Origin of the sequence: Brumimicrobium oceani, from assembly GCF_003143775.1 — a bacterium.
GTDB lineage: Bacteria > Bacteroidota > Bacteroidia > Flavobacteriales_D > Crocinitomicaceae > Brumimicrobium > Brumimicrobium oceani.
This window is the reverse complement of sequence record NZ_QFRJ01000008.1, coordinates 74,968-85,973: the sequence shown is the minus strand read 5'-3', so window position 1 is coordinate 85,973 and position 11,006 is coordinate 74,968. Positions and strand designations below refer to the sequence as shown.

At 36.5% G+C, this 11,006-nt stretch carries 7 protein-coding genes; 5 read left to right on the top strand and 2 right to left on the bottom strand.

Features of this window, described 5'->3' with window-relative positions; translation table 11 throughout:
- Positions 1–223: 223 nt before the first annotated feature.
- Entirely contained in the window at positions 224–553 is a 330-nt protein-coding gene (locus DIT68_RS10900) for a GxxExxY protein (RefSeq protein WP_317133901.1), read from the bottom strand.
- A 257-nt stretch (positions 554–810) separates the two neighbouring features.
- Here DIT68_RS10900 and DIT68_RS10895 point away from each other — a divergent pair, with 257 nt between their 5' ends.
- The 5 genes from DIT68_RS10895 (at position 811) to DIT68_RS10875 (ending at position 7,510) form a co-directional block, all read left to right on the top strand.
- On the top strand, positions 811–1,362 hold the full coding sequence (locus tag DIT68_RS10895; RefSeq protein ID WP_146194193.1) for a hypothetical protein: 552 nt from the start codon (positions 811–813) through the stop codon (positions 1,360–1,362).
- Positions 1,355–3,157, top strand: a complete 1,803-nt coding sequence (locus DIT68_RS10890) for a tetratricopeptide repeat protein (protein WP_158276170.1) — start codon at positions 1,355–1,357, stop codon at positions 3,155–3,157. The genes DIT68_RS10895 and DIT68_RS10890 overlap by 8 nt, the downstream gene beginning before the upstream one ends.
- Before the next feature lie 183 nt (positions 3,158–3,340).
- Positions 3,341–3,790 (top strand): MarR family winged helix-turn-helix transcriptional regulator, encoded by a 450-nt coding sequence (locus tag DIT68_RS10885; RefSeq protein WP_109359835.1) that lies wholly within the window; start codon positions 3,341–3,343, stop codon positions 3,788–3,790.
- A gap of 16 nt (positions 3,791–3,806) precedes the next feature.
- Positions 3,807–6,212, top strand: a complete 2,406-nt coding sequence (locus DIT68_RS10880) for a 3-hydroxyacyl-CoA dehydrogenase/enoyl-CoA hydratase family protein (RefSeq protein WP_109359834.1) — start codon at positions 3,807–3,809, stop codon at positions 6,210–6,212.
- Between the two features lie 113 nt (positions 6,213–6,325).
- Positions 6,326–7,510, top strand: coding sequence for an acetyl-CoA C-acyltransferase (locus DIT68_RS10875; protein ID WP_109359833.1), 1,185 nt, complete (start codon positions 6,326–6,328; stop codon positions 7,508–7,510).
- 358 nt (positions 7,511–7,868) lie between these two features.
- Here DIT68_RS10875 and DIT68_RS10865 read toward each other — a convergent pair whose 3' ends face one another.
- Entirely contained in the window at positions 7,869–10,883 is a 3,015-nt protein-coding gene (locus DIT68_RS10865; protein ID WP_109359831.1) for a T9SS type A sorting domain-containing protein, read from the bottom strand.
- Between the last annotated feature and the right edge of the window lie 123 nt (positions 10,884–11,006).

The window sequence follows — 11,006 nt, the reverse complement described above, 5'->3', positions numbered from 1 at the left end:
GCTAGGGGCATATCTCAAAGTAGAGGAAAAAACAAAAGCGCCATAGCGCTTTTGTTTTTTCCTCTACTTTGCCCCACCAATCCCCAAAACTGTCATCCTGATCATTGTTGAAAATTATGATTTTCAACAATGGAAGGATCTTGTCAATTTTAAGAGAAAACCGTTTTCTACTGTAATTTATTAAACTGCTGGTAAAGTTCCCGACAAGCATTTTATCTTAAAATCACAATCCATTCACAACACTTTTTAAACCATGTTTTAAAAGCGCAACATTAAAATTGATTAGTAAACCCAGTTTAAATTCCCCAGATTTTAAATAGGTCAATGTTTGTGCTAAATGCACATCGTTTAATGCCTCAACGCTTTTTATTTCAATTACGACTTTATTTTCAACAACCAAATCCATTCTGTAACCGCAATCAAGTTTTACACCTTCATAAATCAACGGCATTGGCTTCTCCTTAACGATATTTAAACCTTCCACGTCAAGCTTATAAAATAAACATTCTTGATAAGCACTATCTAACAAGCCTGGCCCAAGTGCTTTATGCACTTCTATTGCACATCCAATTGTTTTTTTTTGATATTTGATTTTCAGTCATGATATATAGGTTTAAGGGTGGTATATCTTTCAAACATTCATTGAATGTTACAAAAAACCATCTCAAATAATATAATTCTACGTGTTCTTTTTTTCTTTTCTTTTTCTTTGAGAACTCAGCGCCTTCTTTGCGCCATTGCGGTTAAAACTTTCTTCTTGTCTAAAGCAATGTTTTTTTGTAAGTTTGGATAAATTATAAAATGACATTTATGAAATGGTTTTTTGTTGCGATTGCAGTGCTTACTCTGTCTATTACAAGTTGTGAAAATGATAACAAAACAGAACTTCTATCACAGATTGATCAAATGGAAAACACGCTTGATAGCCTAGAGACAATAGTCAAAGACACCGCAGGATATAGCTCTGCAGAAATGATTGCATCCGTTCGTGCTACAATATTAAAAGTGAAAACCAATTATGTTGCCGACACCATAGATTATGATCTCGCGGAACAAATGAATTCCTATAAAGATATTCGCAAAGGAATTTCAAAAAATTCTGGTAACCTAGCAAAGGCGAAACAAACAATTCCCGAAGTTCAGCAAAAACTTAGTGACTTAAGACACGACATAGAGAATGGCGTAAATGATAGAGATAAGTATCAGGAATTTATCAATTTTGAGCAATCTAAAGTTCATGAAATCGAAGAAGTTTTGAGATACTATGTGGAAACAAATGAGAAATACCACAACACATATGATGAGCTTCATCCAATTATAAAACAACTCGGTGACTCATTGGTTAATGCTAAAAATGAGTAAAATATTTTTACATATCGCCATTATATTTTTCACCAGCTTTGTATATGCCCAAAGCACTGATGAACAGTTGGCCAATTATTATTTTAATGAAGGAGATTGTGAAAAAGCAGTTCCTTATTTCGAAAAAGTCTTCGACACCAACCCCAGTGAATTCATTTTCACGCGCTATCTTTCTTGTCTTAGAGAATTAAATCAAGACAAAGAAACGATTCGTTTGATTGAAACCCAAATCGCTAATCACCCCTACAACACAGAATACAAAGTTGCATTGGGAAGTGAATACGAGTTACAAGGCAATCAAAAAAAGGCCGACAAAACCTATCTCGACCTTATAGAAAACCTTACTCCAAACCCAAGAGGGATTATTGATTTACAAAAAGCTTTCTCTAAGCTTGGAAAACACGAGTTGGCGCTGCAAACCCTGGAGAAAGGAAATCAAGTCTTAAATGGAAATTACCCCTTAAACATACAATTCGCTGAAGTCTACGGCGCAATGAATGAAGACGAAAAGATGATTAAAGAGTACATCAACCTATTAGATTATAACCCAGGCATGATTTCCTCTTTAAAAATTCTAATTCCCAGAATGATTGACTTTGAAGAAGAAGACAATTCCAGATTTAAGATGTTTCAAAATGAATTAATTCGTAAAATTCAAAATAATCCCAATGAAGCGATTTATTCAGAACTACTTATTTGGGCACTGGTTCAGAAAGGTAACTTTCCAGCTGCGTTAATTCAATCCAAAGCCTTAGATAAAAGAACAACCAATGACGGTAGAGAGGTCTACAAGATAGGAAATCAAGCTTCAATGAATAAGGATTATTCTACTGCCAGATCAGCGTTTAAGTACATCATAGATTTGGGTAGAGAAAATCCTTACTATTATTCTGCCGAACAATTATTGTTGAACACCCGATACAAAGAAATCACCACTTTAAGAAACTATTCTTCAGCCCAAGTCGAGGAAACAATTAAGGAGTATTTAAGCGCTTTAGCCAGAATGCCAAAAAACGGAAAAGCTTTACCTATTATTAGAGAATTAGCCTATATTCAAGCTTACTACGGAAATCAGCCAGATTCTGCGATAATCACCTTAGAAAACGCCTTAAAACTGCCAAAATACAATGATGTTGAAGAAGCAAAAATCAAACTATTGATGGCAGACGTTATGGTTTTAAGAAACAACGTTTGGGATGCTTCTTTACTTTATATGCAAGTCGAAAAGCAATTCAAATATGAGCCCATTGGCCAAGAAGCGAAATTTAAAAACGCCAGAATTTTTTACTATGATGGAGATTTCATTTTCGCCCAATCACAGCTTGATGTTCTAAAAGAAGCCACTACCCGATTGATTGCAAATGACGCTATGAACTTATCTATTCTAATTACCGATAACCTCGGAATTGATTCAAATTTTGTTTCAATGGGACAATTTGCTAAAGCCGATTTACTCTTAGAGCAGCACAAATACGAAGAAGCATTTCAACTTTACGAATCTATCACAGACATTTTTCCCGATCATAAATTAAAAGATGATATTTTAATGCGTAAAGCTGAAGCACATCAATTTAAAGGAGAATGGGAAACTGCAATTGGACTCTTGCAAGAAATAGTGGAAAAACATGGTGAAGACATTTTGGCCGATGATGCCCTATACCAAATAGCTCAGATTTATGAAAACCACCTTTTTGACAACAAAAAAGCTGGTGAATATTACTTTCAACTGATGCGAGATTATCCAGGAAGTTTGTTTGTTACCGAGGCTCGAAAAGCATACCGAAAAATCAATTGATTTTTGTTTTGAATGTCTAATATCGGCGTTATTCCCCACAATGCAGAGACGCACGGCCGTGCATCTCTTCATTGTGGATCATGTGGATATTCTATTCAGATTCCAATAATATTTAGAAATTAAAATTCAAATTTCTCACATTTTTATTGTGCGTGCGTAATATTTTTCGTAGCTTTAACACCCATGAATTACACGAAAGCAGAAGATTACGTAGATTTCCATCTACGCCACGCATGGCATAAGGTTTCACGTATGTACAATCAAAAGGCAAAGGCCCACGGACTAACGATGTCCATTGGGTTTATCTTGTTAATTGTCGATAAGGAAGGAACCCCAAGCACTCAATTAGGGCCAAGAATGGGAATGGAACCCACGAGCCTCTCTCGAACCTTAAAAACGATGGAAACCCGAGGCTATATTTACCGTGAAATAGACAGCGAAGACAAAAGAAAAGTACTCATTTTTTTAACTCCACAAGGCGTTGAATTGCGCAAGGAAGTGAAGTCAAAAGTAATGCACTTTAATGAAAAACTTTTGAAATCTATTCCTGATAAAAAACTACAAGCCTTTTTTGAAGTTATGGAAATCGTAGACGAACATGTAGAAGACGAATTAAAATCATTAACAATATAATTTAAATCTCAATTAAATGGAAAGAAAAATAAATAAAGTAGCCGTTTTAGGTTCAGGTGTAATGGGATCTCAGATTGCATGTCACTTCGCTAATATCGGTGTTGAAGTCCTTCTTTTGGACATCGTTCCGAGAGAATTGGATGAAAAAGAAGAGAAAAAAGGCTTAAAACTAAGCGATAAAGTTGTGCGCAATAGAATTGTTGATTCAGCTCTTGTTGCAGCTCTAAAAATGAAACCATCTCCAATATACAAGAAAGAGTTCGCCAGTCGAATTACGACAGGGAATATGGAAGATGACATGAAGAAGATCAGCGAAGCAGATTGGATCATTGAGGTGGTAATTGAAAGATTGGACATCAAGAAAACTGTTTTTGACAATGTGGAAAAACATAGAAAACCAGGAACTTTAATTACTTCTAACACTTCCGGAATTCCAATTAACATGATGTTAGATGGACGCTCTGAAGATTTCAAGAAGCATTTCTGTGGAACTCACTTTTTTAACCCACCAAGATATCTTCAATTATTAGAAATTATTCCTACGAAGGAAACAGACCAAGAAATTGTTGACTTCTTTATGGAATATGGTAGTCAATATCTAGGAAAGAAAACTGTTTTGGCCAAAGACACCCCTGCATTTATTGCCAATAGAATTGGTGTCTACTCTATCATGTCTCTTTTTCACAGTGTGAAAGAATTGGGCTTAACAGTTGAAGAAATCGATAAATTAACTGGAACAGTTTTGGGTCGTCAGAAATCTGCCACTTTTAGAACAGCAGATGTTGTTGGACTTGACACTTTGGTTTTAGTAGCCAATGGAGTAAAAGACAACTGCCCTGATGATGAAGAAAATAAATTATTCGAATTGCCAGAATTCATCAGTAAAATGGTGGACAGTAAATGGCTAGGTTCAAAAACTGGACAAGGATTCTACAAGAAAACAAAAGATGAAAATGGAAAGACAGAAATTCTTTCATTGGATTTAGAAACTTTAGAATACAAATCTCAAAAACGTGTGAAGTTCCCTACTCTAGACATGGCAAAGCCAATAGACGATTTAGAGAAAAGAACAGCAATGCTAATTCAAGGCCAAGATAAAGCTGCTGAATTCTACAAAATGATGTTTGGTGGATTATTTGCGTATGCAACGAATCGCGTTCCAGAAATTGCAGAAGATTTATTTAAAATCGATGATGCCATTAAAGCTGGTTTTGGTTGGGCCTTAGGTCCATTCGAATCATGGGATATTCTAGGATTTGAAAAAGGTCTGGAATTGATTGAAAAGCAAGGTAAAAAAGCTGCTCAATGGATTCTTGACATGAAAGAAAGTGGAGCTACTTCATTCTACAAAAAAGAAAACGGTCAGAAATTATATTACGATCTAACAAGCAAAGAATACAAAGTTATTCCTGGAACGGAAGACTTGGTTTTATTAGACGCCTTGCGAGATGACAATACTGTTTGGAAAAATACAGACACTACAATTGTAGATTTAGGAGATGGAATCTTGAACCTAGAATTCCACACTAAAATGAACACAATTGGAAGTGGAGTTATTGCAGGAATTCAAAAAGCAATAGATTTAGCAGAAACAAAGTACAAAGGTTTGGTTATTTCAAACACTGGTCAAAACTTTAGTGCAGGTGCCAACGTGGGAATGATTTTCATGATGGCAGCCGAGCAAGATTTCGATGAATTGAATTTCGCAGTAAAAACCTTCCAAGACACCATGATGCGCGTGCGTTATTCCAACACACCAGTAATTGTTGCGCCACATAACATGGCCATCGGAGGAGGTTGTGAACTTTCAATGCACGCCGATAAAGTGGTAGCCCACGCTGAAACTTACATCGGATTAGTTGAATTTGGAGTTGGACTTATCCCTGGCGGAGGAGGTTCAAAAGAATTCGCTAAACGTTTTTCTGATGACTTAAAATCTGGAGATATTAGAATCAATCGTTTAAGAGATCGTTTCTTAACTATTGGTCAGGCCAAAGTTGCTACATCCGCTTATGAAGGGTTCGATTTAGGATACTTGCGTGAAGGAACAGATGAAGTGATTGTGAGTCGCGAACGTCAATTGACAAGAGCAAAAGCAGCTTGTCTCGAACTTTCAAACAAAGGATATTCTGCACCATTGAGAGAGAAAAACATTACAATTTCTGGTCAAGAAGGCTTAGGAATCGTATATGTTGGAGCAAATTCAATGATGTCAGGAAACTATATGTCAGAGCACGACAAAGTGATTTCAGAAAAATTAGGATATGTACTTTGCGGTGGAGATATTTCAGAGCGCGTTCAAGTTTCTGAACAATACTTATTGGACTTAGAACGAAAAGCTTTCCTAGAATTATGTGCTGAACGTAAAACATTAGAGCGTTTGGAAAGCATGGTGAAGAAAGGAAAAGTTCTAAGAAACTAAGGAGAGTTTAGAGGATACAATGAATTTAAAACCATAGATACGGATTTTGACATAAGATGAGAAGTATCGTGTCTAATGTCTAAAAATCTAACATCTTAATAATCTTAAAAAAAATGAAAAATAACAACGCATATATAGTTACAGGATACCGTACCGCAGTTGCAAAATCTGGTCGTGGTGGTTTCCGTTTTTATCGTCCTGATGATTTGGCAGCAAATGTTATCAAACGCATCATGGAAGATGTTCCGAATTTAGACCCAAAACGCATCGATGATGTGATTGTGGGAAATGCAAATCCAGAGGCAGAACAAGGATTAAATGTAGGTCGATTGATCTCTTTAATGGGATTGGACACCGATAAAGCTCCAGGAATGACGGTAAATCGTTACTGCGCATCAGGATTAGAAACTATTGCAATTGCAACGGCAAAAATCAACAACGGAATGGCAGATTGTATTATCGCTGGTGGTGTTGAATCAATGTCTGCAATTCCAATGGGAGGTTGGAGAATTGTTCCTAATCCCAAAGTAGGGAAGGAAAATCCAACTTGGTATTGGGGAATGGGATTAACCGCTGAGGCAGTTGCGCAACAATTCAAGGTTTCTCGTGAAGACCAAGATAAATTTGCTTTAGAATCTCACAACAGAGCGTTAAGAGCAATTGCTGAAGGGCGATTTGTTGATGACATTGTTCCTATTGATGTAGAACACATTTACCTTGACGAAAATGAAAAACGCCAAGTACATAAATACACTGTGGATACTGATGAAGGACCAAGAAAAGGTTCAACTTATGAGGCTTTGGCGAGATTACGACCAGTATTTGACGCTAAAGGTTCTGTAACTGCAGGAAACTCTTCACAGACCAGTGACGGAGCAGCATTTACTTTGGTAATGTCAGAGAAAATGGTAAAAGAACTCGGTTTAGAACCAGTTGCTAGATTGGCTTCTTACAATGTTGTAGGTGTTGAACCAAGAATTATGGGAATTGGACCAGTTGATGCTATTCCATTAGCCATTAAATCTGCAGGATTGAAATTAAACGACATTAATTTATTCGAATTGAACGAAGCATTTGCTTCACAATCATTAGCAGTAATTCGCGAAGTTGGATTGGATCCAGACATCGTAAACGTAAATGGTGGAGCAATTTCAATGGGTCACCCTCTTGGATGTACAGGAGCGAAATTGACTGTTCAAATGATGAATGAATTAAAGAAACGTAATGAACGCTACGGTGTTGTAACGATGTGTGTTGGTACAGGTCAAGGAGCAGCGGGAGTTATAGAAAGATTGTAGGGAGATTGTGTAGGGGTGATTTGTGCAGTGTAGGGGTGATTTGCGTAAGGGTGATTTGCAAATCACCCCTACGCAAACCACCCTATACAATTTACTTTTATCGGCTAATTTCCTTAACAATCTGATATAAATAGAAAAGAATCAAAGGAGAAGCATAGATTAAACTTTCCAACATTAAATTAGAGAAATCGCTAACTTGAATAGTTTCATTTTTGATCAATATTCGGTCAATCGAATTTAAACCGACCATTGACAAATAAACCAAAAGAATAAGTAGTGTTTTATTTAAAATTCTCATATTACTCTAGAAAGTTGTTGCTTTGCAAACAAATATACTTTTTTTATTAGCAATAATTCTTTACTGAACCACCAACTTCTTCGTCACACTTCCAATATTCACAAAGTAGACACCCGAAGAAAATCCGCTAATGTCTATGGTTTTTTCTCCTTGGACTCCTTCAACTAAAATCTTTCGCACTACTCTTCCTTGATAAGAAGTGATTTCAATTTCATCTACTTTTACCTCATCCCAAGCAATTGTGATTTGGTTTGCCGCTGGATTTGGAAAAACACTCACGTTTCCTTCATTTGTTTCGTTCTTATTTGACATCCAAATCTCATCATAAGGAACTGCATTCCAAGAAAACATTGGACGACCTTCATTTTGATTCGAAAGGATTTTTGTCTTGAACTCTTTGTTAATTCTAATTCTCAATCTAACATCGGTAGAATTCAATTGTGTCCCAGGTGCTAAAAGCGGTTGCATTACCCAAGATAAGTTTGAAAACACATCGCTAAATCCAACCACTGTTTCTGCTGAAAGTTTTTGATGAATAAATGCACCTTGATCATAAATAGGCATTCCCAATTCTTCTCTACCAAAAACATATATCACGTGCTGACCTCCTAGAACATAATTTCCATTATTGTCGAAAAGTCGTTCTGTTGGATTCCAAATCATGTCATCTCCATTGTCATTTGTTAAAGTAGAATTTTCGCCAAACGCAATGTTCAACCTTCTTCCTGTTTCCACATCGATTGCATAACCCGGAAACCATCCCATTCCTGTTCCTGAGCCATCAGGATTTCCTTGTTTATCAACAGAATTGCTTTTGCGTAAAAAACCTGCTATTCCTCCATTCACCGAGCCAACATCAAATGAGTTGAGCTCAATAACAGGACTTCTTGTCCATTTTGAAGTATCATCTGTGAAAACCAGATCAATGCTTGGTTGGTAAACGGTTGGTTGCTGTAATTTCTGAATAGAGATAATATTGATGTCATTAACCACGCTACTTGGAACCACCAAGGGCGCAAAATAGCAGTCGTTATTTCTAGTTAACATACTCGGAGAAACTATTCCATCGGCAAGCTTGCTATAAGTGTTAAAAGGATCACTCCCATTTGATGAATAACAATTTGGACTAAAAACACTATCAATTATTGGTGGATTTACTTGTGGAAAAATGGATCCCGATCTTATCCAATTTAGTGGACTGTTCACATTAGTGTTTTTTACCCCTGTCAACCACTTTAAATTTGCATCCTCAAAATGCAAGCTTGCCTCCAAAGGCTTGGCATGCATTTCTCTTTCAAGACAATTCGAATTTAAATTACCACAATAATAATTTATCTGCTCAATTCGAATGGCCATTCCCCACTGAGGAAAGAACTGTTCATTTCCGAGGTTTATACCTGAATTAGAATTTGCAGAATCTAATAAAATCCCTCCTATTGTATCATAATGATAAATCGTCCAATTGGCGGTATCAATATCATCATATTCATGAAATTTAATTACAAAATGACCTAAAGCATGATTAATTGTGTCCGTCAAACGAGCTTCAATTGGGCCTTTTCCTCTTTTATATCTAATTTTATCAACAGCATTTTGAGTTACAATTTCGTATTCCGTCCACTCATGAAGAGTTACTGCTCTTGACATATTCCCTTCTCCATCTAGACGTGTAATTTCAAAATTCAGTTTTAAGTTTTCCTCTACTTCCTCAAAAATATCTGCAATTCCAGTTCCTTGTTGGATGCACGAAGCAGAATTATTATCAAAATAAAGCTGAACAGAATCGGTATAATTCATTACACCTTGCACGTTTTCTAAATAATTTCCTTGACGATTGGCAATAACTGCGTAATTATAAACCAAAGTATCGCCAGGATTGAAAAATTCTTCAACGGTGGTCATTAGCATTCTTTTGTCCCCTGGTGGATTTGGAGTTCCACTTCCATCATTGTCTAGCTCTGTCCAACCCGTTCCCAGATAAGGGTTTCCATCAAACAAATGTTGAGTTGGAGTTGTTCCTCCAAAACCATTTCCACCATAAGTCCACTCGTCTCCATTAATCCATCTTCCATTCATTAAAAGCCAATATTCGGCAGGCATATCTAGCACATTAGGAATAGGTGATAAATCTTGCCTAAAGATTGTCCCAGAATATTCAATATCTCTATTCAAACATACAAACCCCACTGCTGGCGGGTTAACTCCATAGCTATTTGGCGATCCAAATCCTACATCATTATTATTACTGTTGTATGCATACATTAGATTTCTGCTAGGATCAGAACCTATATAATCGTCTCCATAGGAACCAACATCCGCATCAATAAAAATAGCTGCTCTAAAATCATCAAACGAATTCTGCCCGCGATTGATTAATTTCAAATCAATGAAAGTTGTAGAGTCGAGTAAATTATTCGATTGTATTTGATAAATCATCATGTGAATTTCTGCTCCTATTCTTTCACCTCCACTACTGAAATGTTCACCATCATCATGCATAATTTGATAGGAGGCCATATCGCCTTTTATGCAAGGATAGTCTCCTAGGTGAGGCTCATAAATTTCGTTGTTGTTGAGATCAATATAAGGAGCCAATTGACTCGCTACTCCAATTGACAGATTTCCGTTGCCCGGCCAATTCAATATAGCTTCTGGCATTTCATATCCGTTTTGATCAAAATTATCGATATGGTAAATCACTTCAGATTTTTTGATTGTCCAAATCCCACTTTCATAATTGTATATGTAAGCCGTATCCATATATTGTCCGGTCGAAGAAAGTGATCCACGGTAGAATTCTCTTTGGTCTCCATATAACTGCGCAGCCAACTTCAACTCTCCGTTTTGATTCGTGCCGCCAAACCAAAACCCTCCCGAAAAAATAAGGTGTTTCCCACTTCCTTTGGGAAATTCGTAGCCTGGCATCGCAGTATTCGGACTATGAAACAGTCTACCTTCATCAAAAATTGTTGCGGAAACACTATTTCCGTCAAGCGTGCTTCTATGTTGCTGAGCGTTAACCAACTGTAGAATAAAAACTAAAAAAGTCCCTAATAAAAGTATAGAATTTTTCATAAGCTTAGTTTTAAATTTGAAAGCTATAAACAGTATAGCCACTAACTATAAAAACGGGTTTTAAGGATAATGGGTTGGTGAAATACTTTGAAAACTGATTTATTCAAAGGGCATTCCATCGTA

Excerpts from the sequence above, each read along its gene's own strand:
- DIT68_RS10895 (WP_146194193.1), top strand. The coding sequence starts at position 811 with ATGAAATGGTTTTTTGTTGCGATTGCAGTGCTTACTCTGTCTATTACA.
- DIT68_RS10890 (WP_158276170.1), top strand. The coding sequence starts at position 1,355 with ATGAGTAAAATATTTTTACATATCGCCATTATATTTTTCACCAGCTTT.
- DIT68_RS10885 (WP_109359835.1), top strand. The coding sequence starts at position 3,341 with ATGAATTACACGAAAGCAGAAGATTACGTAGATTTCCATCTACGCCAC.
- DIT68_RS10880 (WP_109359834.1), top strand. The coding sequence starts at position 3,807 with ATGGAAAGAAAAATAAATAAAGTAGCCGTTTTAGGTTCAGGTGTAATG.
- DIT68_RS10875 (WP_109359833.1), top strand. The coding sequence starts at position 6,326 with ATGAAAAATAACAACGCATATATAGTTACAGGATACCGTACCGCAGTT.
- DIT68_RS10865 (WP_109359831.1), bottom strand. The coding sequence starts at position 10,883 with ATGAAAAATTCTATACTTTTATTAGGGACTTTTTTAGTTTTTATTCTA.